The organism is Streptomyces sp. VNUA24, assembly GCF_029167005.1.
Taxonomy (GTDB): Bacteria; Actinomycetota; Actinomycetes; order Streptomycetales; family Streptomycetaceae; genus Streptomyces; species Streptomyces scabiei.
In genome coordinates this window covers 5968917-5992731 of record NZ_CP119143.1, presented here as the reverse complement: position 1 = coordinate 5992731, position 23815 = coordinate 5968917, and the positions used below count along the sequence as shown (strand labels likewise).

Here is a 23815-nt window from a genome sequence, read left to right as displayed (position 1 = left end):
ACGCCCCGCAGACGCATACCCACACGCCGAACGCCCCGCAGACGCCTGCCCCTACGCCGGAGGCCGCAGACCCCCGCCGGCCCGCCAGCCCCCTCACACCCGGCCACAGTCGCACGCCCACGTATCCGTGCGGGCATGCGCGTGGGGGCGCCCCGCGGGCGCCTGCCCGCACGTCGGACGCTCCGCGGGCGTATGTCCGCACGCCCTGACCCCCACACGTGTGCGCCCGCACGCCCGGACACCCCCGCACCCCTGCCCGTATGCCCGTACGCCGAGCGAGCGGATCCCCCGTCCCACCCGGTGCGCCCGCCCTTCCCCCGGGAATCCCTCCCTCGTGCACCCCACCCTCACGGAAGCCCTCCGTGCCCGAGCGAGGAAGAGAGCCCGGCGTGGAGCCTGGCTGCGGGTGCTCGCCCTGACCGTCGCCCTGCTCGTCCCCGCCACCCCGGCCGCCGGCGTCCCCTCGCTCGCGCCCGCCCTGGCGAGCGAGCTCCCGGCCGCCGAGTACGACCCCCTCGAAAGCGCCGCCCGCCCCGCCTCACGCCCCGCGCCACCGCTCCGGCCGGCGCCGGCCGCACCCGGCCACCACCACAGCCCCCGGCCCGCCCCCGCCTCGCCGTCGCCCCACCCCCCGTACGCCCCGCACCCCCTGCGCTCCGTGGTCCTGCGCTGCTGAGAGAGCCCCGCTCACCCGACCACCACCTCAGCACCGCTGAACCAGCCACAGCACAGGACAGGACGGACACCCCCATGCCCGCTGACCCCTACACGGTCCTCCGCGCCCTCCTCCGGGCCGAGGCCCTGCGCAGCACCCCCGAGCCGACCCCCCGGCCCCTCGAACGGACCGGAGAACGGACCGGAGAACGGACGGGTGAGCAATCCCCCGCGGACCGTCAGATCCCCGTCACGGACCCGGACCCCGCACACCGCCGGGCCGTCGGCTGACCCCGTCGCACCCCCACCGCGAACGCCCCGGAGCCGCCGGCCCCGGGGCGTTCGCCGCCCCCCGCCCCGGACCCACGCCTTCCGCGAAAGACCCACGCCGGGCACCGACGACCGTCCCCAGCCCCCACGGAATCACCGCTTTGCCCCACTTCGCTCATCCTTTTCCGCGCTCACACTCCGCCGCCATGGCTGCGCCCGGAACGTCTCGACCGGTAGGCTTTCCGTGTGATCTTCAAGCGCATCGGAAACGGCCGGCCGTACCCCGACCACGGCCGGGAAAGCACCCGGCAGTGGGCGGACGTCGCACCGCGCCCGGTCCGCCTCGATCAGCTCGTGACGACCAAGGGGCAGCTGGACCTGGAGACCCTCCTCGCCGAGGACTCCACGTTCTACGGCGACCTCTTCGCGCACGTGGTGAAGTGGCAGGGCGATCTGTACCTGGAGGACGGCCTCCACCGCGCCGTCCGCGCGGCCCTCCAGCAACGCCAGGTGCTCCACGCCCGCGTCCTCGAACTGGACTAGCCCGCACCACCCCCTGCCGTCCGCCTCCTGCCCCCGAACAGGTGGCCGGTTGGCCCTTTCGGGTTGGACTGCAGCGCGGTGAATGATCATCTAGTAGGCATCGCCGTCCAACGGCACTACGCTGCGCCCATGAGCATGCTGACGCCTCCCGGCATGGGCGGCCAGTACCGGATCACGGGGGACAAGTACCCGAAGCTGCGCCGGCCCAGGAGGCGTCGCAGGCTGGTCCTCGCGGTCGTCGCGTCCGTGACCGCGCTGGGCCTCGCCGGCTGGGGAACCCTGCAGCTCATCGACGTCTTCACCGGCGACGGGGACCAGGCCGCCGCGGCCGGCCCCAAGGCGGACTGCGCGTCCCGGGTGAGCCCGTCCCCGAAGAAGAGCGGGTCGGCCGGGAAGCCGGCGGCACCCGCGAAGGGCTATCCCGCACCCGGCAGGATCACCGTCAACGTCCTCAACGCCACCCCCCGTGCCGGTCTCGCCAAGGAGACCGCCGCCGCCCTGAAGAAGCGCGGCTTCCGCATCGGGAACGTGGGCAACGCGACCGAGGAGTACGACAAGAAGGTCAAGGGGACCGCGATACTGCTCGGCGCGAAGGCCGCCGAGAGCGCGGCGCTCCCCGTACTCAACACCCAGCTCACCGGCGCGCGGCTGAAGACCGACGCCCGGAAGAAGGCCACCGAGGTCGACCTCGTCATCGGCACCGGCTTCAAGGCCCTCAGCAAGCAGAAGGACGCCGACAAGGCCCTGGCCGATCTGACCAGACCCGAGCCGACGCCCTCCGCCGCGAAACCCTGCTGACGTACGAGACCGCTGAACGTACGAGACCGCTGAACGTACGAGACCGCTGACGTACGAGTCCGGGGACCTACTCGGCGGCGCCGTAGAGCCGGTCGCCCGCGTCTCCCAGGCCCGGCACGATGTAGCCGTGCTCGTTCAGGCGCTCGTCGACGGCGGCGGTCACGACCGTCACCGGTGAGCCGGCCAGTTCCCGCTCCATGACCTCGACACCCTCGGGGGCGGCGAGGAGCACCACGGCGGTCACGTCGTCGGCGCCGCGCGCGATCAGCTCGCGGATCGCGGCGACCAGGGTGCCGCCGGTGGCGAGCATGGGGTCGAGGACGTACACCTGACGCCCGGACAGGTCCTCCGGCATGCGGGTGGCGTACGTGGAGGCCTCGAGCGTCTCCTCGTTGCGGATCATGCCCAGGAAACCCACCTCGGCGGTCGGCAGCAGCCGGACCATGCCGTCGAGCATGCCGAGGCCCGCCCGGAGGATGGGCACGACGAGCGGGCGCGGGTGGGAGAGCTTGACGCCCGTGGTCGCGGCGACCGGCGTCGTGATGTCGACCAGCTCGGTGCGCACGTCCCGCGTGGCCTCGTAGGCGAGCAGGGTGACCAGTTCGTCGGCGAGGCGACGGAAGGTCGGGGAGTCGGTGCGCCGGTCGCGCAGCGTGGTGAGCTTGTGGGCGACCAGAGGGTGGTCGACGACGTGGAGACGCATGTCCACAACAGTAACCGGGGCAACAACCCCGAGCGCCCCCTCACCGTCCCCCACCCACCGCTTCCTCCGAGCTTCCTCCGAGCTTCTTCCGATGGCATCAAACCCGCCATCGTAGGGAAAGTGGGATGAACGGAGCGGCGACGGAACGACCGACGCCTGACGGTGGTGAGCCCATGCCAGACCCGAACAACGTTTCCCCACGTCCGCCGGGGCGGACGACCCGCGGCGCGACCGGTACGGCCGACAGAGCGGAACGACGGAACCGTCGAGCGCCGCGGAGCGCCGGGCGGACGGGACCCCCGGCGGTCGGGACGGCGCGCGGAACCGGAGGCGCGGCTCGGGTGACCGAGGACGAAGCCGCGGACAGGTCCGTCGACGAAGCCGTGGATCAAGCCGTGGATCAAGCCGTGGACGAAGCCGTGGAAGGGGTGCGGGTGGCGGTGCGAGGGGCCGAAGAGGTGGCAGGCATGGCGGACGGGGCGGCGCAGGGAAGCGGGCGGGAGAACGAGGCCGCGCGCCGGCGGCGGCGGGCACAGTTCCTGCGGGAGCTGACCGAGGCACGGGAGCTGCGCGACCGGGTCCAGCCGCGCCGCGCCAAGGCCGCCCGGCTCCGCCACGCCATGCGTATGCGCACCTTCCGCTGGTGACCTGACACCGGCCCTCTCCGCGCCTCTCCCTCCCCGTCCCCTTCCCCCTCGTCCCCTCGCCGTGAGGGCCATGTGCCGGGTTCGTGGGGTATGTGGGGGCGTTCACGGGGTGGCCGTGCATATGCTGCCGGGAACTCCGCGTACGATCCGCTGGTGGCGGCAACAGGTGCGCAGGTGAACGGCGGACCCACCGGCGATCAAAACAGCCGGACACAGGGAGCCGAAGACGTCCCCTGAGCGCTCTGTTTCTGCCACGATTCCGAGTGGGTGGGGCTCGGACCGCAAGCCTCCCCACCCACAGCCTCCGCCGGGGGGACCCCCAACCGGCACACCTATGACAGTGGGAGAGTCACGGTGTACTTCGCCGCACTGCTCGCGCGCACCGAAGACGGGTGGGAAGCGAGCGACACAGAGCTCGACGATGTGGAAACCCTGTCGGATCTGGCCGACCTGGCCCGTGAAGCCTCGCCCGGCGACGACACGGTGCTGGTGCTCATCGAGCAGGAGGACGCCTGGTTCGGCGTCGTCCGCATCGATGGCGAGGACGACCCTCGTATCTACGTGTCGGACGCCGCCGCCGCTGCCCGCAGCAGCTACGGCGAGATCCTGCTCACCGACGAACTGCTCGGAAGGGAGCCCGGCGACGACGCCGCCGACCTGGAGTCCCTCGACCTCGACGGCACCGAGGACGGCGAGTCCGACGACGACGAGGACGACACGTCCGCCGAGGCCGTGCCGCACAGCCCCGTCGGCGACACCGAGATCCTCGACGACCTGGGGGTGGGCGAGAAGGAGCTGCGCGCTCTCGACGCCGACGACGCCCTCGGTTCGATCGCCGAGGCCCTCGGGGCGTCGGAGGTCCTGGAGACGGTCCGCTGAGTTCCTCGGCTGAGGTCCCCCGGTGACCGACGCGACCGACGCGCCGGCACCGGGCGGACCCGATCCCGTACGTGATCCCTGGCGGGCCGCGATGCGGCTCGCCCTGGCCGAGGCCGGGCGGGCCGCCGAGGGCGGTGACGTCCCCGTGGGCGCGGTCGTCCTGTCCCCGGACGGCACGACCGTGCTGGCCACCGGGCACAACGAGCGCGAGGCCACCGGCGACCCGACCGCCCACGCCGAGGTACTGGCCCTGCGCCGGGCGGCCGCCGCACTGCGGGACACCGGGGCTCGCGGCGCCTCCGCCGAAGAGGGCGGGCGGCGGGCGGGCGAGTGGCGGCTGACCGGCTGCACGCTGGTCGTGACCCTGGAACCCTGCACGATGTGCGCGGGCGCCCTCGTGCAGTCCCGGATCGACCGGGTCGTCTACGGCGCCCGCGACGAGAAGGCCGGCGCCACCGGCTCCCTCTGGGACGTCGTCCGCGACCGGCGCCTCAACCACCGTCCCGAGGTCGTCGAAGGCGTCCTCGCCGACGACTGCGCCAGGCTCCTCACGGAGTTCTTCCGCACCCGCTGAGCCCCGGGCGATACCGATTTCAAAGCACGCCCCACCTTGCTGTAAGGTCTCCCTCGGTAGCGTGTCCGAGCGGCCGAAGGAGCTCGCCTCGAAAGCGAGTGTGGCGCAAGTCACCGAGGGTTCAAATCCCTCCGCTACCGCTGAAGAAGGGCCCGGTCCGATGGACCGGGCCCTTCGTGCTGGAGCGGCATCCCGAGGCGGGCGACACCCTCGGAAGCGCACGTGCATGCACATCCCTCGCGCCGGCACAACCCGGGAATCGACAGGACTGCGATCTCCGTCCCCCGTGCTTGTCTGGGACGGCGCCGCCCGGGTTCGGATCGCGGCGCCCACGGCTGAGCCGTACTCGCCGTCCGTCGCCCGAGGGGAAGTCTTGTCATGATCAGTCGTCCACTGGCCAAAGCGGCCTGCACCGCCGCCGCGGGCCTGCTGCTGGCAGGCGGAGTCGTCGTCGCCGCGCCGGGTACGGCACTGGCGGCCCGGTCCGATTGCGAGCGCGGAGCCAACGGCTTCCGCGACATCCCCGACAATATGACCGGTGTACCTGCCGGCCCCGATTCCAAGACGCTGCGTCCGTCCGACCCGCAGGGGCTCGTCGGGCGCATCAGCCTGCAAGCCGCCAGGATCGACGGCAAGATCTACGGCTTCGCCGCGCTCACGGTGCCTCGCGTGGGCGACGACGTCTGGATGGACTGGACGCTGAACGGCCGGGATGTCCACGTCCAGTGCGGCCCCTTCAAGGCAAGCCGCGACGGCCACCCGCTGACCAGCGCCGCGAAGGTGACGGACAACAGCCCGAACTACCGGTTCCGTGCCTGCGGCGGCGGTGGCGGCCAGGCGGTGCAGTGCACGGACTGGTGGTAGGCCAGGCCCACTGGTCCAGCTCCGCGCTCCGGCATCCGTGGATGCCGGAGCGCGGTGCCGTAGGGCCGGCAGTGCGCACGGGCCCCGAAAGCCCGAGGTCCGGCGTCTCTCCTGCGAACGGATGATCGGGTTACACTCGCCGCCGACAAAGAGGGACCGACAGGGCCCATGGGGCGCACGAGGCGGGGGAGGCCGCGGTGGCGGTGCAGGGGAAGAAGATCGCGGTGTACGTGCTCGTGGTCTTCGTGGCCTATGTGATCATCACGGACCCGGAAAACGCCGCCAGCTACGTCCAGATAGGGTTCGAGGGCATTTCCAACGCAGCCAAGTCCATCGGCGACTTCTTCACCTGGCTCGCCGACGGGGCCCAGTAGCCTCCGCCCCGCCCTCCTGCCCCGTACGACCTTCCCGGAGCACCCATGATCCGCCACCTGGTCCTCTTCAAGCTCAACGAGGGCGTCGAGCGCGACGACCCGCGGGTCGTGCGCGGCGAGAGCGCCTTCCGTGCCCTGGACGGCACCATCGCGGAGATCCGCTCCTGGGAGCTGGGCTGGAACCTCAGCGACCGCCCCATCGCCTACGACTTCGCGATCAACTCCGCGTTCGACGACCTGGACGGCCTGCGCGCCTACGCCGAGCACCCGGACCACCAGGCGGGCGTGGCGCTGTGGCGCGAGTTCGCCACCTGGGTCGTCGCCGACTACGAGTTCTGAGCCGCGGCCATACGGTCGTCGCAGCCGTAGCGGTCGTAGCGGTCGTCCGTACGCCCCGGCCCTTCCGCCCCGCACTCGAACAGTGCGGGGTTTTTTTACACCCACTTGCTCCTCTCGCTCTCCAGTCTTGTTCAACACGGCGCTATGCGGTGCTTGATCACAGTGCACATGTCTTGTGATGCTATGACCGCTTTTGACGGTTGAGTTGATGGATGAAGAGGTGGCGTTGACCGTGTCGGCCAGTACTGCGCCTCCCCAGGAAGAAGTCCCGGCTCCCGAGCCCACGTCGGCCCAGGTCACCGCCCAGGCCACCGCGCCCGCCCCGGAGAAGCGCCGCGGCGCCGACACCCGGGCCCTCACCCAGGTGCTGTTCGGCGAGCTGAAGCATCTGGCGCCGGGCACCCCGGAGCACAACCGCGTGCGGGGGGCGCTCATCGAGGCGAACCTCCCGCTCGTGCGCTACGCGGCCGCCCGCTTCCGCTCCCGCAACGAGCCCATGGAGGACGTCGTCCAGGTCGGGACCATCGGGCTGATCAACGCCATCGACCGGTTCGACCCGGACCGCGGTGTGCAGTTCCCGACCTTCGCGATGCCGACCGTCATCGGGGAGATCAAGCGGTACTTCCGCGACAACGTCCGCACGGTCCACGTCCCGCGCCGGCTGCACGAGTTGTGGGTCCAGGTGAACAGCGCGACCGAGGACCTCACCACCGCGTTCGGGCGCACCCCCTCCACCGCCGAGATCGCCGAACGGCTGCGCATCACCGAGGAGGAGGTCCTGTCCTGCATCGAGGCGGGCCGCTCCTACCACGCGACCTCGCTGGAGGCCGCCCAGGAGGGCGACGGAATGCCGGGACTGCTCGACCGCCTCGGCTACGAGGACCCGGAGCTGGACGGCGTCGAACACCGTGACCTCGTACGGCATCTCCTCGTCCAGCTGCCCGAGCGCGAGCAGCGGATCCTGCTGCTGCGTTACTACAGCAATCTGACGCAGTCGCAGATCAGCGCCGAGCTGGGCGTCTCCCAGATGCACGTGTCGCGGCTGCTGGCCCGGAGCTTCGCACGGCTGCGCTCGGCCAACCGGATCGAGGCGTAGGCGCTCCGCTTCGACGCCGGGTGCCCGAGCGTCCTCCGAGTACCTGAGCGTCCGCCGGGCGCCTGAGCGTCCTCCGAGCACCTGGGTGTCCGCCAGGTGCCTGAGCGTCCGCCAGGTGCCTGAGCGTCCGCCAGGTGCCTGAGCGTCCGCCGGGTGCCTGAGCGTCCTCCGAGTACCTGGGTGTCCGCCGGGTACTCGGGTGTCCGCCGGGTGCGGGCGGGTCGACGGAGAGGGCGCCGCCCGGTGAGCGGACCGGGTGACCGTCGGTAACCGGAAATCCTCCATGGATTCCCGGATGGACCGTGGGGCACGCGGGGCGCACGAGGGCAGGCGGGGCGCACAGAATCGGCCAGCAAGGCGCGTGCGCAGGCCATGGGCGTGACCGAATGCGCTGTCGAGGGGTCACCGGGGAGAGCGAATCGCTCATCGCGTCCTCTTCCGCCAGAATTGCTCTGAAATCCCGTCAGACAGCCCTTTTCCAGGGCTTATTCACCCTCTCCATGTCGACATGTCACTACATCGCGTTGCCGACGTGTGACATTCTCTCCCCAGCGCGTTTGCCGTGGCCTCGCCGCCGGTATTCAGGTGGAGGCTGCGTTCCTTACGACGGAGCGTCCGCCGCGACCGTCCGCGACCCAAAGGGGGTGGCATGTCCGCAGACCAGGGCAGCTCGAAGGTGCTCACGCTCGACAAGAGCGAAACCGCGCCCGACGCTATCCAGGCCCCTCAGGACCTTCAGGCGCTTGAGGACCTTCCCGGTCCCCAGGCTCCGCCGGTGACTGACCTTCCGGCCGTGTCGGCCTCGGCGAACATCGACACCCGCACCCTGTCCCGCTCCCTGTTCCTGCGGCTGGCCGCACTGGACGAGAACAGCCCCGAGCGTGCCTATGTCCGGGACACCCTCATCGAGCTCAACCTCCCGCTGGTGCGTTACGCCGCCGCCCGTTTCCGGTCGCGCAACGAGCCGATGGAGGACATCGTCCAGGTCGGCACGATCGGCCTGATCAAGGCGATCGACCGCTTCGACTGCGAACGGGGCGTGGAGTTCCCGACGTTCGCGATGCCGACGGTCGTGGGCGAGATCAAGCGGTTCTTCCGCGACACCTCGTGGTCGGTGCGGGTTCCGCGCCGGCTGCAGGAGCTGCGCCTGGCCCTCACCAAGGCCAGTGACGAGCTGTCGCAGAAGCTCGACCGCTCCCCGACGGTCACCGAACTCGCCGCCGTACTGGGCGTGTCGGAGGAGGACGTCGTCGACGGCCTCGCGGTCGGCAACGCCTACACCGCGTCGTCACTGGACTCGCCGGCCCCCGAGGACGACGGCGGCGAGGGCTCCCTCGCGGACCGTCTCGGCTACGAGGACACGGCGCTGGAGGGCGTGGAGTACCGCGAGTCCCTCAAGCCGCTGCTGGCCAAGCTGCCGCCGCGCGAGCGCCGGATCATCATGCTCCGGTTCTTCGCGAACATGACGCAGTCCCAGATCGGCGAGGAGGTCGGCATCTCCCAGATGCACGTCTCCCGCCTCCTCACCCGGACCCTGGCCCAGCTCCGCGAGGGCCTGATCTCCGACTGAGCCGGCGTCAGCCACGCGTTGACACGTGACCCGCCGGGGGGCCGATGGCAGCATGGCACCCCGGCGGTAGGCGTGTGCGCGGGACGTGTGCGGGCGCCTTGCCGGGTGCAGGTGCTCTGTCGGGTGCGGGTGCGCGGGGCTTCTCGCGCAGTTCCCCGCGCCCCTAAAAGCCCAGGCCCTGCGGGCCTGAAAGGCCAGGCCCCGCGGGGCCCGAAAATGCCAACGGTTCTGCGGGCCTGAAAAGCACAGGGCGCAGCCCGGCTTTTAGGGGCGCGGGGAACTGCGCGAGCAACCACGACGCACCCGGGCCCGCCCGATCACAGGCGGCGGCACATGAGTAGGCGCGCCACGCACCCCGGAGGGCTACAGCGCCAGCCACACCACCGCGGCGACCACGGCCACCGCCACGAGAACACCGACGATCACACCGACCCGCGGCCCGGCGGAGCCCCTCGCGGCGGCCTGACGGCCCCCCGAAGGCGTCTCGTCGACGAAGGCGCGGAACATCTGCGTGCTCCCCGCGGGGTCGTAGTTGCCCTGGGTGTGGGGGTTCTGGTTGTCGGCCATGGCCCGAGACCTTAGCGAATCCCGGAGGACGCCCCCAAGCGGGGTCGCCCGCCACCCGACCGCGCACCGTTCTCCTTTGCCAAGACTTGGGCCGCGCGGATCCCATTTCATTTGCCTGCAGCAACCATCCAGTCTTATGGTTGCCCTAAGCAACAAAGACGGGAGGGACTCCATGGCCGGGCAGGCGCACTACGAGGAGCTGGTCCGCCAGCTCAGTGCCATCGGGGCCGTGAAGCGGGAGCTCGCCAGGATGCTGCCGCACGAGTGCCCCGGCGGATCGGCGGGAGTCCTGACTCTGCTCGGCCGGCACGGCGAGATGCGGATGAGCAGGCTCGCCGAGCTGCTCTCGGTGGACATGTCGGTGACCAGCCGCCACGTCGCCCACGTCGCCGAGCGGGGCTGGATCGAACGCCTCCCCGACCCGGTGGACAAGCGCTCGCGCATCCTGCGCCTGACCCCCGAGGGCCGGGCCGTGCTCGCGGAGCTGGACCGGCGCAGCACCCGGCTGATGGCCGACCGGCTCAGCGACTGGTCCGACGACGAGATCGCGGAGCTCGCCCGGCTGCTGGCCCGGCTCCGCGAGAGCTTCGACGCCACCACGACCCGTACCCCCGTCTGACGGCCGACGCGACGACGCGCGGGCCCCGCCCGGCGGCCCCACACCGCGGCCCCGCCATCCGCACGCCGATCCGAACGCCCGTACAACGGCGTTCACCCCGACCCGTACACCCGCAAAGACCCGTAGGAAAAGGAAGCCCCATGGCAACGACCACACCAGCCGGTGTGCGGGCTCACGCCAAGCACGGAGGAGGCACCGCCAAGGGTGCTCCCCACAGCGGTGGCGGCGACCACGCCCCGATGACGCACCGGCAGATCATGGAAGCGCTGACCGGACTGCTGCTCGGCATGTTCGTGGCGATCCTGTCGTCGACGATCGTGTCGAACGCGCTGCCGGACATCATCAAGGACCTGGGCGGCGGACAGAGCGCCTACACCTGGGTGGTGACCGCGTCGCTCCTCGCGATGACCGCGTCCACCCCGCTGTGGGGCAAGCTCGCCGACCTGTTCTCCAAGAAGCTGCTGATCCAGCTCGCGCTCGTGATCTTCGTGCTCGGGTCGGCCGCCGCCGGTCTGTCCCAGAACGCCGGGATGCTCATCGCCTTCCGCGCGGTCCAGGGCATCGGCATGGGCGGCCTCTCCGCGCTGGCCCAGATCATCCTCGCGGCGATGATCTCCCCGCGCGAACGCGGCCGGTACAACGGCTACCTCGGCGCCACCTTCGCGACCGCCATGGTCGGCGGCCCGCTGGTCGGCGGTGTCATCACCGACACCAGCTGGCTCGGCTGGCGCTGGTGCTTCTACGTCGGCGTGCCCTTCGCCGTCATCGCCCTGATCGTGCTCCAGCGGACCCTGCACCTGCCCGTCGTCCGGCGCAAGGTGAAGGTCGACTGGGCCGGCGCCTTCCTCATCACCGCCGCGGTCTGCCTGCTGCTGATCTGGGTCACCTTCGCCGGTGACAAGTACGACTGGGTGTCGTGGCAGACGTACACGATGGTCGGCGGCACGGTGGCGCTGCTCGCGCTGTTCCTGCTGGTCGAGTCGAAGGCGAGCGAGCCGATCATGCCGTTGCGGCTGTTCCGCAACCGGACGATCGCGCTGGCGTCGCTGGCCTCGCTCTTCGTCGGTGTCGCGATGTTCGCGGGCACGATCTTCTTCAGCCAGTACTTCCAGCTGGCCCGTGACAAGTCGCCGACCATGTCCGGTGTCATGACGATCCCGATGATCGCCGGCCTGTTCGTCTCCTCGACCGTCTCCGGCCAGGTCATCACCCGCACCGGCCGCTGGAAGGCCTGGCTGCTCGCCGGCGGTGTGCTGGTGACCTCGGGGCTCGCCCTGCTGGGCACGCTCCGGTACGACACCGCGTACTGGCACGTCGCGATCTTCATGGCGCTGCTCGGGCTGGGCGTCGGCATGATGATGCAGAACCTGGTGCTGTGCACGCAGAACCAGGTGGCCCCCGGCGACCTCGGTACCGCCAGCTCGGTCGTCACCTTCTTCCGCTCCCTCGGCGGCGCGATCGGCGTCTCGGCGCTGGGCGCGGTCCTGAGCCACCGGATCTCGCACTACGCCCAGGAGGGCCTCGCCAAGCTGGGCGTGTCCGGTTCGGCCACGGGCCACGGCGAGATCCCCGACCTGGACGCCCTGCCCACGCCGATCCGCTCGGTCATCGAGAGCGCCTACGGCCACGGCATCGGAGACGTCTTCCTCTACGCCGCCCCCTTCGCCGTCCTCGCGCTCGTCTTCTCCCTCTTCATCAAGGAGGTCCCGCTGCGGACCACCGGGGCGCTCGCCCAGGCGGCCCAGGCGACCCAGGCGACCCAGGCGACCCAGGCGACCGAGACCCTCCCGGCCGCGGCACCGGCCACGACCACGGCCACCGAGGAGAACGCCGCGACCGCCGAGCATTCGGCGGCGGTCACGGCTCCGGCCCAGGTGCCGGGCGGCGGCGGGACTCCCGTACGGGGTCACGTCCGCGGGGCCGAGGGCGTGCCCGTGCCGCGGGCCGCCGTCACCCTGATCTCGCTCGGCGGACGGCAGCTCGGCCGTTCGGTGGCGGGAGCCGACGGAACCTACACGGTGGACGCGCCCGCCCCCGGGTCGTACGTCCTGATCGCGGCCGCCGACGGCTTCCAGCCGCAGGCGTCCACGGTGGTCGTGGGCGGCGAGCCGGTCGCGTACGACATCCTGCTCAGCGGCACGAGCGGGCTGAGCGGTGTGGTGCGGGCCGCCGGGGCCGGGTCGGCCGTCCAGGACGCCATGGTCGTGGTGACCGATGTGCGCGGCGACGTGCTGGCCAGTGGAGTCACCGATGAGCAGGGCGAGTTCGGCTTCGGCGAGCTGGTCCCGGGCGGAGTGACCGTCGCGGTGAACGCCGCCGGGTTCCGGCCGCGCGCGCTGCCCGTCGAGGTCGGCGGCACCGGGGTCACCCGGATCGAGATCGACCTGGAGGCCGGGGCACGGCTCCAGGGGGTCGTCCGGGCGCCGGGCGGAGCGCTGGCCGACGCCCGGGTGACCCTCGTCGACGCGGCGGGCAACGTGGTCGGCACGGCCACCACCGGCACGGACGGGGCGTACGCCTTCACCGATCTGGACAGCGGCGAGTACACGGTCATCGCGACCGGCTACCCGCCCGTGGCCACGGCCCTGACGGTCGCCGGACCCGGCGTCGACGGCCACGACATCGAACTCGCCCACCCCGGCGAGTAGTTCAGAAGTCGAACCACCGGCCGGTGGAGCCACCCCCGCTCCACCGGCCGGCCGCATCGCTGAGGAGTGGGACGGACATGGAACCGACCGGACCGACCGGACCGACCGGAATGACCGGACCGACTGGAATGACCGGACCGACTGGAATGACCGGACCGACCGGACTGACCGGACTGACCGCGAGGATCCGCACCCGGGACGGATGGGCCGTGTCGCACGCGGTCGTCACGGTGACCGACATGACCGGTACGCAGGTGCTGCGGGCCGGGGCGGACGCCGAAGGGCGCGTGCACGACCCGACGCCTCTCGCGCCCGGCGCGTACACGGTGATCGTCACGGCGGTCGGCTACAGCCCCTTCGCCGCCGGAGCCCTGGTGACGGCGAGCAGCCGCGCGGAGGTGGGCACGGTCACCCTCGCCCGGCTCGGCGGCGCGGAACTGCCGCCGCCCGGCCCCTGGAGCGTCGACCCCGCCCACTCCTCCGTCGCCGCTCTGGCCCGGCATCTCGGCATCTCCAGCGTCCACGGCCGCTTCACCGACTTCTCGGCCTCGATCGAGATCGCCCCGGCACCGGACGAGGGCACCAAGTCACGGGTGGAGGCGGTGATACGGGCCGCCTCGATCGACACCGGGAACGCGACGCGGGACCAGCACCTGCGCTCCCCGGACTTCCTCGACGTCGAACGCCACCCCGAGATCACCTACATCTCCACCGGCCTCACCCCCGCCGGCCCGGACCGCTGGACCGTCCACGGCGAGCTGACCATGCGCGGGGTCGTACGGCCCGTGGACCTGGACCTGGCGTACCTGGGCACGGGCGCGGACCCCTGGGGTGGCACCCGCGCCGCCTTCCGCGCCACCACCGAACTCCGCCGCGCGGACTTCGCCATGAACTACAACCAGGTGGTGCAGGCGGGGATCGCGGCGATCGGTACGACGCTCAAGGTCGAGCTGGACGTGCAGGCCGTACAGGGGCGGGGCGCGTAGCGCTCCCGCAAGGGGCGCGGGTGCTGGGCCAGGCGCGTGGGTACGCACGCCAGGGACAGGCTCGTGCGGCGGGCGCGCCCTACGCTGGCGCCATGGCAAGGAACATCGCGACCAACACCTCGGTCTCCCGCGAAGAGCTGCTCGACTTCGTCCGCCCCCGGCACCGGGCGCTCCTGCTCACCCGGCGGGCCGACGGCAGCCCCCAGGCATCCCCGCTGACCTGCGGCGTCGACGACTCGGGCCGGATCGTGGTCTCCACGTATCCCGAGCGGGCCAAGACGCGCAACGCCAAGCGGGACGAGCGCGTGAGCGTCGTCGTGCTGAGCGACGACTGGGACGGCCCCTGGGTCCAGATCGACGGCACGGCGGAGGTCCTCGACTCGCCGGACTCGGTCGAGCCCCTGGTGGAGTACTTCCGCAACATCTCGGGCGAGCACCCGGACTGGGACGAGTACCGGGAGGCGATGGTCAAGCAGGGCAAGTCGATCATCCGGGTCACCCCGGTGAAGTGGGGGCCGGTGGCCACCGGAGGCTTCCCGGCGCGGCTGGCGCAGGAGGGCTGAGGGGCCCGGGGTCCGTCGTTCGAGTCGCGCGTGGTTCAGCCCCTCGTCGCCATCACCTCGATGCCGGCGACGAGGGTCTCCAGGGCGTAGACGAAGTCCCGTTCGCGCATCTCCTCGACGGTGTCACCGCCGCGGGCCTCCATGAGGTCCGCGGAGTGCCGGATGACCTCGTGCGGGGCGAGGGAGTCGGACACCGCGCTCATGGCCTGGCGGAAGTACTCCTCCTGGGTCACCCCCGCGGCGGCGCAGCGCTGCACGAAGTGGCCCTCGATGGTGCCGAAGCCGTAGACGAACTGGAAGACCGCGGCGATCGCGCCGGCCTGGCCGTGCGGGGGCAGCCCGGTCAGGCCGATCACGCGCTGGACGGCGAGCGAGAAGTCGAGCGAGCGCGGGCCGATGTTGAGGAAGGTGCCGGCCAGGGGTGACACCCAGGGGTGGCGGACCAGGACCGCCCGGTACTGCCCGGCCAGCGTGCGCAGTTGGCTCCGCCAGTCCTCGTCGGAGTCCTCCGGGGGCAGCCGCATCTCGGCGAACGCCTGGTCGAGCGCCAGTTCCAGCAGTTCGTCCTTGGTGTCCACGTACCAGTAGACCGACATGGCCGTCACGTTCAGCTCGGCGGCCAGCCGGCGCATCGAGAACCCGCCCAGCCCCTCGGCGTCGAGCAGCCGTACGGACGCCGCGGTGATCCGCTCACGGTCCAGCCCCGACGGCTGCCCGCCCCGGCGGGCCCTGGCCGTCCCCTCCAGCCAGACACTGGCCCGCGCGGCTCCCTCGGGCCGACCGGCTCCCTTCACCATGACGCACCTTCCAAGACGTTCCTCCAGTGGTGACGATGCTAGGCGGGCGCGCGCCCGAAGGGGCGGGGCTGCTGCGATGTGCGGCTCCCCCTGGGGGTGCGAACGACCACGCCCGGGCGCGCCGGCCGCCCGACGACGTGACTCCGCCGGCTATGCGGCGCCCGCCGACCCCACCGCCCCCTTCTCCGCCCGGCGCAGCAACCCCGCCGCCACCAGCCCCCCGAGCAGCACGGCCACCGCGCCCACCAGCAGACTCGTCTCCAGCCCGGAGGAGAAGGCGGCCATCACCCGGGCCCGTTCCGCGGCCGTGTCCGCCGCCCCGAGCGCGGCCGGCAGCGAGACCGCGGCCACCGGGATCAGCGCCGCGAACCGGGAGTTGAGCACCGCCCCCAGCACCGCCACCCCCAGCCCGGTGCCGAACTCCGCCAGCGTGCCGTTGATCCCGGCCCCGACCCCCGCCTTGGCCGGCGGGATCGCGCTCATGATCGCGTGTGCCATCGCGGGGTTGGCGATCGCGCAGCCCACCCCGATCAGCACCAGCCCGAGCAGTGTCCCGGTGTAACCGCCGGAGGCCGTCGTCGCGATGGAGACCAGTCCGCCGGACATCAGCACCATGCCGAGCAGGATCGACACCGGCATCCCCAGTCGGGCCGTCCACTTCGCGGACAGTCCCGAGAAGGTGAGCGCGACGACGACCAGGGCAAGGGGCGCGGTCCGCAGCCCCGCCTCCCACGCGTCGTAGCCGAGCACGAACTGCAGATGCTGGGTGAGGAGGAAGAGCGCGCCGCCCATGCCGAACGTGATCAGGACCGCGCCGGCGACGGCACCCGTGAAGCGCCGGTCGCGGAAGAAGTGCGGGTCGAGCATCGGGTACGGGATGCGGCTCTCCCAGTACGCGAAGGCCGCGAGGACGAGGACGGCCACGGCGGCCGTGGCGAGCACGAGACCCGAGGTCCAGCCGTGCTCGGGGCCCGAGATGATCGCGTAGACGAGAGCGGTCATCCCGATCGTCGAGAGCACCGCCCCCAGCACGTCCGGCCGGCCCCCCAGCGGGTTCTTCGACTCCGGGACCAGGGCGATCACGGCCACCACGCCCAGCGCGGCGACCGGCAGGTTGATCAGGAAGATGGCACCCCACCAGAAGTGGGCGAGTACGAAGCCGCCGAGGAGGGGGCCGGCGGCGAAGCCGAGCGCGTTGACCGCGGCCCAGATGCCGATCGCCCGGGGCTGCTCCTCCGGGGCGAAGATCTGCATCGCTACGGCGAGGGTCGTGGTGAGCAGCAGCGCGCCGCCCACGCCCATCCCGGCCCGCGCGGCGATCAACTGCCCGGCGGACTGGGCGAGTCCCGCCACCAGCGAACCGATACCGAACAGCACCAGCCCGGTGATCAGCATCTTCTTGCGGCCGTAGCGGTCGGCGGCGCTGCCCGCGGCGAGCAGCAGTCCCGACTGCACCAGCGAGTACGCGTTGATCATCCACTGGATGTCCGAGGTGGCCGCGCCCAGTTCCTCGGTGAGGGAGGGGACCGCCACGTTCAGCACGGTGTTGTCCAGCAGCACGGTGAGCTGAGCGAGACAGATGACACCGAGGATGAGCCAGCGCCGGGGGTGGCCTCGGGTGCCGGAGGCGGGGGCGGGGGCGGCAGCGGTGGTGGCGGTCGGCATGCCGTCCACCGTAGATCAGCTCTTATACAGCGTACAACGCGGCGTACGCGGCACGTGGGTGCGCGTGGCTGCCGCGTAGGACAGGGCGGTGGCCCGGGGGTTCGTCCGCACCCCCGGGCCACCGCCCCCGCTCACCTCCGCCGTCTCCTCACTTCGCCTGCGTCAGGTCGTAGAACGTCGTGCCGTCGACCGTCACCGCCTCGAAGTTCTCCTGGACCCAGGAGCTGATCTGCGAGGAGGTGCCGTTGCCGCCGCCCATGCCGCCGCCGGAGCCGCCGCCGATGAAGTAGTGGATCCTGCCGTCCTCCACGTACTTCTTGAACTCCGCGAGGGTCGGGGACGGGTCGCTGCCGTTGAAGCCGCCGATCGCCATGACCGGGTCGCCGGTGGCCAGCTGGTAACTCGCCGCGTTCTGAGCGCCGATGGCCGCGGCGGCCCAGGTGTAGTCACCCACGTTCTTCTCCAGCAGTTCCTTGGCCTCGTCGCTGACGGAGGCGCCGTTGAGCAGGCCGCCCATGCCGCCACCACCGCCACCGCCCGCACGGCCGCCGTCGCCGTTCTGGGTCTGGCCGTTGCCGTTCTGGGTCTGGCCGTTGCCCTGGCCCTGCTGCCCGCCGCCGAAGCCGCCGGTCGGGGGTTGGCCCATCTGACCGTTGCCGTTCTGACCGCCCTGCTGGTTCTGACCGCCCTGCTGATTCTGGTTGCCCTGCTGGTTCTGGCCGCCCTGCTGGTTCTGGTTGCCCTGCTGGTTCTGGTTGCCCTGCTGGTTGTTCTGGCCCGGCATGCCGCCTCCGCCGCCAGGACCGCCGCCCATGCCGCCCCCGCCGCCGGGGCCGCCGCCCCGTCCGCCCTGGACGGACGGCCCGGCCGTGACGATCGAACCGGTGTGCCCCTCGCCCAGCGTGGTGAGCGTGTACGCCGTCGGCCCCGCGACCGCGGTGACGAGGCTCAGCCCCACGACCGCCAGCGCCAGCCGCCGGCCGAGCCGGGCCGCGAAGACCAGGCCGAGCGCGGCGGTCAGACCGCCGACGAGCACGACCCACTTGAGCCAGGGCAGGTAGTCGGAGGAGCGGTTGAGCAGGACGTAACCCCAGGCCGCGGTGGCCGTCATGGCCGCCGCCATCGTCAGCGACGCCCACAGTGCGGTCCGCCGCTCCCAGAGCAGTGCCGCGCCCATACCGGTCAGCGGCGCGATGTAGGGGGCGAGGGCCACGGTGTAGTACTCGTGGAAGATGCCCTGCATAAAGCTGAAGACCACCATGGTGATCAGCAGCGCGCCGCCCCAGAGGAGGAAGGCCGCACGGGTGGTGTCGGTGCGCTTCAGCTTCCGGGTGGCCCAGATCGCGGCGCAGAAGAGGATCAGCGCGGCCGGGATCAGCCAGGAGATCTGGCCGCCGATGTTGGAGCTGAACATCCGGTCCCAGCCGGTCTCGCCCCAGTTGCCGCCACCGCCTCCGCCACCACCGCCGCCGACGCTGCCGGTCTCCTCGCCGTTGAGACGGCCGAGACCGTTGTAGCCGAAGGTGAGTTCGAGGAACGAGTTGTTCTGCGAGCCGCCGACGTAGGGGCGGGAGGACGCGGGCCACAGCTCCACGATCGCGACCCACCAGCCGCCGGCGACGACCATCGCGAGCCCGGCGAGCAGCACCTGGCCGACCCGCTTCCTCAGCGGGGAGGGCGCGAGGGCGACGTACACGATCGCCAGCGGCGGCAGGATCAGGAACGCCTGCAGCGTCTTGACCAGGAAGGCGAGGCCGATGGCCACGCCCGCCCAGACCAGCCACTTCGTCCGGCCCTTCTCCAGGGCGCGCTGGGTGCAGTAGACCGCGGCGGCCATCAGCAGGGCGAGGGCCGCGTCCGGGTTGTTGAAGCGGAACATCAGCGCGGCGACCGGCGTGAGCGCGAACACCGCCATGGTGAGGAAGCCGGCCGGGGCGCCGAAGCGGCGGCGTACGGCCGCCCACAGCACTCCGGCGGTGGCGACGGCCATCAGGACCTGCGGGAACAGGATCGCGAAGGAGTTGAGGCCGAACAGCCGCACCGACAGCGCCATCGGCCAGAGCGAGGCCGGGGGCTTGTCGACGGTGATGGCGTTGGCGGAGTCCAGCGAGCCGAAGAAGAACGCCTTCCAGGACTGGCTGCCCGCCTGCACGGCCGCCGAGTAGAAGGAGTTGGCGTAGCCGGAGGCCGTGAGGTTCCAGGTGTAGAGGCCGCCGATCAGCAGCAGCGCGAGCAGGAAACCGGGGCGTGTCCAGCGGTGGTCCTCCGGCCGTCCCCGCCACAGCCGCCGGGCGAAGGGCGGCGCGGGCTCACCCGCTTCCGGGGCCGGGGGCTCGGCGGGCGCCTGTGCCACCACCGGTCCCTGCGGGGCCGTGGTCGGCGGTTCCCCGTCGGCGCCGGGATCCCCCGGCCGGCTCGTCGTCTCGAACTGCGTGGTCATCGTGCGTTCCTCGAATCCTGATCGTGCGGGCGCACCGGCCGCATCGGCATGGTCGGCTCCCCCCAGGTGGGGTCCGCGGCTTCTCCGGCGCGGAACGGGGTGGTGGTGTACGTCGGCCGGAACCGGTCCTGGTGGCCGTACGGCCCCGGCTGTCCCGGCCGTACCGTCGCCGCGGCCGCGGGGACCGGCGGGGAGGTGGGGTGGGGAACGGAAAGGGAGGTGGGGTGGGGAACGGAGCGGGTGTGCTGGGCGGGGTGGTGCGCGGCGACGACTGCCGAGCCCTCCGTGGGGGCCCCGTCGCGCCGGTCCGGGAACACCCAGGCCCGGAACAGCAGGAACCGCAGCACCGTCGCCGCCAGGTTCGCGGCGACCAGGACCGCCAGCTCCGTGGAGTGCGCGGGGTCGGAGGTGGCCGCGTTCAGCGCGGCGAGCGAGCCGCTGGTGAGGGCCAGTCCGATGCCGAACACCACCAGCCCCTGCGCCTGGTGCCTGATGACCCCGCCGCGGCCCCGGACGCCGAAGGTCAGACGCCGGTTGGCAGCGGTGTTGGCGACCGCCGAGACCAGCAGGGCCAGCGCGTTGGCGGTCTGCGACCCCGAGAGGGTCCGGAAGCCGCTGTAGAGGAGCAGATAGAAGAGGGTGGAGAGGCCGCCGACGACACAGAAGCCGAGGAGCTGGCGGGCCAGGCCGCGCGGTACGTCCTGGATCTCACGGTCGCGGGGGTCGTCCCCGAAGGGCCGGGCGAGCCGGTCCAGGGCGAGGGACCCGGTGGCCAGCGCCTTCCCGACCCTCCACACCCCCTTGAGGTCGTCGGTGGCGGTCCGCACGATGTGGACGGTCGAGTTCGGGTCGTCCACCCAGTCCACCGGCACCTCGTGGATCCTGAGCCCGGCCCGCTCCGCGAGCACCAGCATCTCGGTGTCGAAGAACCACCCGGTGTCCTCGACCAGCGGCAGCAGCACCTGGGCGACGTCCCGGCGTATCGCCTTGAACCCGCACTGCGCGTCCGAGAAGCGGGCCTGCAGCGAGCCGCGCAGGATCAGGTTGTAGGCCCGGCTGATGAACTCGCGCTTGGTGCCGCGCACCACCCGCGAGGAGCGGGCGAGCCGGGAGCCGATGGCCAGGTCGGAGTGACCGGAGATCAACGGGGCCACCAGCGGCAGCAGCGCGTTCAGGTCGGTGGACAGATCCACGTCCATGTAGGCGAGGACCGGCGCGTCGGACGCGGACCACACCGTCCGCAGGGCCCTCCCGCGCCCCTTCTGCTCCAGCCGGAAGGACCGGACCTCCGCGAGTTCCGCCTCCAGCCGCCGCGCCACCCGCGGGGTGCTGTCCGTGGAGGCGTTGTCCGCGATCGTGATGCGGAACGCGTACGGGAACGTGCGCGCGAGGTGCTCGTGCAGTCTGAGCACACACGGCCGGAGGTCCTTCTCCTCGTTGTAGACGGGGATCACTACGTCCAGGACAGGCGTACCGGCGTTTCCGGCCGGGAGGTGCTCCCGCGCCGGCAGGGTGCCGGGAGAAGAGTCGGTTCGCATGACCACCACATTCGCGAGCCGCTCTGTTATGCCCGTGTGCTCACACTGTGGTGCGCCTGTGAGTCCGGCTCCCGGCGTACGGCGTCGGCCACGAGGTCGTCTCCGTCGAACTCCCCGTCGTACCGGGCCTCGTCGAGCTGCCAGTTCGCGGCGTCGTCGAGGAGCGGCACGTCCCGGCCGAGGGCCGGCAGATGCACCGTGAACACGGTCCTGCCGGGCACGCTGTCGACGGTCACCGCGCCGCCGTGCGCGTCGGCCACGGCCTGCACGATGGCGAGGCCGAGCCCGGTCGACCCGGACGCCCGGGACCGCGACGAGTCGCCGCGCGCGAACCGCTCGAACACGTGCGGCAGCAACTCCTCGGGAATGCCCTGCCCGTCGTCCTCGACGTCGACGCACATCCACGGCCCGCGCCGCTGCACGCGCGCGGTGACGGTGGTGCCGGGGGGCGTATGCGTACGGGCGTTGGCGAGCAGGTTGACGAGGACCTGCTGCAGCCGGGCCGCGTCGGCCGACACGAGGGCGGGCACGTCCGGCAGGTCGAGCCGCCAGCTGTGGCTCCGCCCGGCGACGCGCGCGTCGCTGACGGTGTCCACGACGAGGGGGATGAGGTCGGTCTGCTCGAACTGCAGCGGCCGGCCGGCGTCGAGCCGTGCGAGCAGCAGCAGATCCTCGACCAGCATGGTCATCCGCCCGGACTCGGACTCGATCCGCCCGAGCGCGTGCCGGGTGTCGGGCCCGATCTCCTCCCGGCCGCGCCGGGTCAGCTCGGCGTAGCCGCGGATCGACGCGAGGGGCGTCCGCAGCTCGTGACTGGCGTCGGCCACGAACTGCCGTACGCGCGTCTCGCTCTCCTGGCGTGAGTGCAGGGCGCCGTGGATGTGGTCGAGCATGCGGTTGAGCGCGGCGCCGACCTGGCCGACCTCGGTGTGCGGGTCGGTCTCGGAGGCGGGGACGCGTTCGTTGAGGGTGACCTCGCCGGTGTGCAGGGGCAGTTCGGAGACCCGGGTCGCGGTGGCCGCCACCTTGCGCAGCGGCCGCAGGGCGACCCCGACGAGCACGGACCCGGCGATCCCGGCGGCGACGAGCCCGGCGCCGGTGACGCTGAGTTCGACGGCGATGAGGGTGTTGAGGGTGCTGGTGACGGACTTGGTGGGCAGGCCCACGTAGAACGTGTCACCGTCGCGGTTGGTCTCGTACTGGACCAGGTAGTCGCCCTGGTCCGGGAGGCTCACGCGGTGTGCCCTGCCGTCCGTCGAGACTCCGGCGAGTGCGGCGAGGTCGGCCTTGCTCAAGGTGACGGCCGTCATTTCCTGCTGGCCGGTGGTGCTGGAGCTGGCCAGCTTGCCAACGACCCCCTTGGTCACGGTCCCGTCCTCCACGGCGGCACCGATCGTGTACTCCGGCGAACCGCCCTTCGTGACGAACTGGAGTTTCTCGTCCGTCGTCAGGGTGAGGGTGTCGGAGCCGCCCGGCGCCCCGCTCTGCAGGGAAGCGCCCGGCCCCGGCCCCCTGGGCCCGTCGGTGCGCTTGGCGATGTCCTTGACGTTGGCCGCCAGCTGGTCGTACAGATGCTCGCTCAGCGCGAACGTCGTCACCGTCCCGATGACCGAGGCCACCACCGCGATCAACGCCACCGCGGAGACGACGAGCCGCGTACGCAGCGTGCGCGGCCGTCGTCCCCGCCCTCGCCGCGGCCGCGGCCACGACCGCGTACGCGTCCGCCGTCGCCCGCTCACGACGCCGCGGGCTTGATCAAGTAACCGGCCCCGCGCCGGGTGTGGATCATCGGCTCCCGCCCGGCGTCGATCTTCCGCCGCAGGTACGAGATGTACAGCTCGACCACGTTGGCCTGGCCGCCGAAGTCGTACGACCACACCCGGTCGAGGATCTGCGCCTTGCTGAGCACGCGCCGCGGATTGCGCATCAGGAACCGCAGCAGCTCGAACTCCGTGGCGGTGAGGTGGATGTTCGCCCCGCCCCGCGACACCTCGTGACTGTCCTCGTCGAGCATGAGGTCACCGACGACGAGCATCGAGTCGGAACGGCGGTCGGCGGCGCCGGAGCGGCGGATGAGCCCGCGCAGCCGGGCGACGACCTCTTCGAGGCTGAACGGCTTGGTGACGTAGTCGTCCCCGCCGGCGGTCAGTCCGGCGATCCGGTCCTCGACCGCGTCCTTCGCGGTCAGGAAGAGCACCGGCACATCGGGCAGCTCGCGCCGCAGCCGCCCGAGAACGGTCAGCCCGTCCATGTCGGGCAGCATCATGTCGAGGACGACGGCATCGGGCCGGAAGTCCCGGGCGGTCTGGAGGGCGCCCGTGCCGTCCCCGGCACTCCGGATCTGCCAGCCCTCGTAGCGCAGGGCCATGGACAGCAGTTCGGTGATCGACAGCTCGTCGTCCACCACAAGCACGCGGACGGGGCTCCCGTCCGGCCTCAGCAGTTCGGTGCGCCCCTGGGGCGAGGTCGTGGTCATGCTGGACACCTTGTCGGCGCCCCCTGAGAACGCCCTTTCCGGAACCTGTGATTTTTCTGAGAAACGCACAGGTACCTCTCAGGCAGCCCCTGGGAAGATCTCCGACCTCTCGGACACCGCCCCCGCCGACCAGCGCTTTCCCGGTCGTCCCCACGGCGTTCTCCCGGCCGCCGCACCGCGGGCCCACAGCTCCACGAGCGCGGGG

The 23815-nt window shown here is 71.8% G+C and carries 24 protein-coding genes and 1 tRNA gene; 17 read left to right on the top strand and 8 right to left on the bottom strand.

Features of this window, described 5'->3' with window-relative positions; translation table 11 throughout:
* Positions 1 to 406: 406 nt before the first annotated feature.
* The 4 genes from PYR72_RS25590 to PYR72_RS25575 all read left to right on the top strand — a co-directional run bounded on the left by PYR72_RS25590 (position 407) and on the right by PYR72_RS25575 (position 2265).
* Positions 407 to 676, top strand: coding sequence for a hypothetical protein (locus tag PYR72_RS25590; protein WP_275457484.1), 270 nt, complete (start codon positions 407 to 409; stop codon positions 674 to 676).
* Positions 677 to 750: 74 nt separating this feature from the next.
* Complete coding sequence (locus tag PYR72_RS25585; protein ID WP_275457483.1) at positions 751 to 945, top strand: hypothetical protein; 195 nt, start codon at positions 751 to 753, stop codon at positions 943 to 945.
* A 225-nt stretch (positions 946 to 1170) separates the two neighbouring features.
* Complete coding sequence (locus tag PYR72_RS25580; RefSeq protein ID WP_003999914.1) at positions 1171 to 1467, top strand: type II toxin-antitoxin system VapB family antitoxin; 297 nt, start codon at positions 1171 to 1173, stop codon at positions 1465 to 1467.
* Positions 1468 to 1620: 153 nt separating this feature from the next.
* Positions 1621 to 2265: a LytR C-terminal domain-containing protein gene (locus PYR72_RS25575; RefSeq protein ID WP_275460513.1), complete on the top strand. Its 645-nt coding sequence runs from the start codon at positions 1621 to 1623 to the stop codon at positions 2263 to 2265.
* A gap of 67 nt (positions 2266 to 2332) precedes the next feature.
* On the opposite strand, the gene upp is transcribed toward PYR72_RS25575, so the two are convergent.
* Positions 2333 to 2968: a uracil phosphoribosyltransferase gene (gene upp / locus PYR72_RS25570; RefSeq protein WP_059083870.1), complete on the bottom strand. Its 636-nt coding sequence runs from the start codon at positions 2966 to 2968 to the stop codon at positions 2333 to 2335.
* A gap of 467 nt (positions 2969 to 3435) precedes the next feature.
* On the opposite strand from upp, the gene PYR72_RS25565 reads away from it, so the two are divergent.
* The 9 genes from PYR72_RS25565 (at position 3436) to PYR72_RS25525 (ending at position 9311) form a co-directional block, all read left to right on the top strand.
* Positions 3436 to 3615 carry a hypothetical protein gene (locus PYR72_RS25565; protein WP_059083869.1) on the top strand — a complete coding sequence of 60 codons (180 nt, stop codon included), beginning with the start codon at positions 3436 to 3438 and terminating at the stop codon, positions 3613 to 3615.
* Positions 3616 to 3969: 354 nt separating this feature from the next.
* Complete coding sequence (locus PYR72_RS25560) at positions 3970 to 4494, top strand: hypothetical protein (RefSeq protein ID WP_275457482.1); 525 nt, start codon at positions 3970 to 3972, stop codon at positions 4492 to 4494.
* 22 nt (positions 4495 to 4516) lie between these two features.
* Complete coding sequence (tadA, locus tag PYR72_RS25555; RefSeq protein WP_275457481.1) at positions 4517 to 5068, top strand: tRNA adenosine(34) deaminase TadA; 552 nt, start codon at positions 4517 to 4519, stop codon at positions 5066 to 5068.
* Positions 5069 to 5123: 55 nt separating this feature from the next.
* Positions 5124 to 5208 (top strand) — tRNA-Ser (locus tag PYR72_RS25550).
* A 238-nt stretch (positions 5209 to 5446) separates the two neighbouring features.
* On the top strand, positions 5447 to 5932 hold the full coding sequence (locus PYR72_RS25545) for a hypothetical protein (protein WP_275457480.1): 486 nt from the start codon (positions 5447 to 5449) through the stop codon (positions 5930 to 5932).
* A gap of 197 nt (positions 5933 to 6129) precedes the next feature.
* Positions 6130 to 6306 carry a hypothetical protein gene (locus PYR72_RS25540; protein ID WP_275457479.1) on the top strand — a complete coding sequence of 59 codons (177 nt, stop codon included), beginning with the start codon at positions 6130 to 6132 and terminating at the stop codon, positions 6304 to 6306.
* Positions 6307 to 6351: 45 nt separating this feature from the next.
* A complete protein-coding gene (locus PYR72_RS25535; RefSeq protein WP_013002375.1) occupies positions 6352 to 6645 on the top strand; it encodes a Dabb family protein in 294 nt (97 codons plus the stop codon).
* A gap of 208 nt (positions 6646 to 6853) precedes the next feature.
* A complete protein-coding gene (locus tag PYR72_RS25530) occupies positions 6854 to 7741 on the top strand; it encodes an RNA polymerase sigma factor SigF (protein WP_037725961.1) in 888 nt (295 codons plus the stop codon).
* A 649-nt stretch (positions 7742 to 8390) separates the two neighbouring features.
* The gene (locus tag PYR72_RS25525; protein WP_013002373.1) at positions 8391 to 9311 is read left to right on the top strand and encodes an RNA polymerase sigma factor SigF; all 921 of its coding nucleotides are present in this window, start codon (positions 8391 to 8393) and stop codon (positions 9309 to 9311) included.
* A gap of 363 nt (positions 9312 to 9674) precedes the next feature.
* On the opposite strand, the gene PYR72_RS25520 is transcribed toward PYR72_RS25525, so the two are convergent.
* Positions 9675 to 9878: a hypothetical protein gene (locus PYR72_RS25520; protein WP_275457478.1), complete on the bottom strand. Its 204-nt coding sequence runs from the start codon at positions 9876 to 9878 to the stop codon at positions 9675 to 9677.
* A 172-nt stretch (positions 9879 to 10050) separates the two neighbouring features.
* Between PYR72_RS25520 and PYR72_RS25515 the strand changes: the two genes are divergently transcribed.
* From PYR72_RS25515 to PYR72_RS25500, 4 genes are all read left to right on the top strand, one after another.
* Positions 10051 to 10497: a MarR family transcriptional regulator gene (locus PYR72_RS25515; RefSeq protein WP_275457477.1), complete on the top strand. Its 447-nt coding sequence runs from the start codon at positions 10051 to 10053 to the stop codon at positions 10495 to 10497.
* A 140-nt stretch (positions 10498 to 10637) separates the two neighbouring features.
* Complete coding sequence (locus PYR72_RS25510; protein ID WP_275457476.1) at positions 10638 to 13145, top strand: MFS transporter; 2508 nt, start codon at positions 10638 to 10640, stop codon at positions 13143 to 13145.
* 146 nt (positions 13146 to 13291) lie between these two features.
* Complete coding sequence (locus PYR72_RS25505; RefSeq protein ID WP_275457475.1) at positions 13292 to 14131, top strand: YceI family protein; 840 nt, start codon at positions 13292 to 13294, stop codon at positions 14129 to 14131.
* A gap of 92 nt (positions 14132 to 14223) precedes the next feature.
* Positions 14224 to 14694 (top strand): PPOX class F420-dependent oxidoreductase, encoded by a 471-nt coding sequence (locus tag PYR72_RS25500; protein WP_275457474.1) that lies wholly within the window; start codon positions 14224 to 14226, stop codon positions 14692 to 14694.
* Positions 14695 to 14729: 35 nt separating this feature from the next.
* On the opposite strand, the gene PYR72_RS25495 is transcribed toward PYR72_RS25500, so the two are convergent.
* The 6 genes from PYR72_RS25495 to PYR72_RS25470 form a co-directional block, all read right to left on the bottom strand.
* The gene (locus PYR72_RS25495) at positions 14730 to 15491 is read right to left on the bottom strand and encodes a TetR/AcrR family transcriptional regulator C-terminal domain-containing protein (protein WP_275457473.1); all 762 of its coding nucleotides are present in this window, start codon (positions 15489 to 15491) and stop codon (positions 14730 to 14732) included.
* A gap of 150 nt (positions 15492 to 15641) precedes the next feature.
* A complete protein-coding gene (locus PYR72_RS25490; protein ID WP_275457472.1) occupies positions 15642 to 17156 on the bottom strand; it encodes an MFS transporter in 1515 nt (504 codons plus the stop codon).
* Between the two features lie 148 nt (positions 17157 to 17304).
* Positions 17305 to 19596: a glycosyltransferase family 39 protein gene (locus PYR72_RS25485; protein WP_275457471.1), complete on the bottom strand. Its 2292-nt coding sequence runs from the start codon at positions 19594 to 19596 to the stop codon at positions 17305 to 17307.
* Complete coding sequence (locus tag PYR72_RS25480; RefSeq protein WP_275457470.1) at positions 19593 to 21134, bottom strand: glycosyltransferase; 1542 nt, start codon at positions 21132 to 21134, stop codon at positions 19593 to 19595. Before PYR72_RS25480 ends, PYR72_RS25485 begins: the two co-directional genes overlap by 4 nt.
* Positions 21135 to 21160: 26 nt before the next feature.
* The gene (locus PYR72_RS25475; RefSeq protein WP_275457469.1) at positions 21161 to 22873 is read right to left on the bottom strand and encodes a HAMP domain-containing sensor histidine kinase; all 1713 of its coding nucleotides are present in this window, start codon (positions 22871 to 22873) and stop codon (positions 21161 to 21163) included.
* Positions 22870 to 23610, bottom strand: a complete 741-nt coding sequence (locus PYR72_RS25470; protein ID WP_275457468.1) for a response regulator transcription factor — start codon at positions 23608 to 23610, stop codon at positions 22870 to 22872. Before PYR72_RS25470 ends, PYR72_RS25475 begins: the two co-directional genes overlap by 4 nt.
* Positions 23611 to 23815 lie beyond the last annotated feature (205 nt).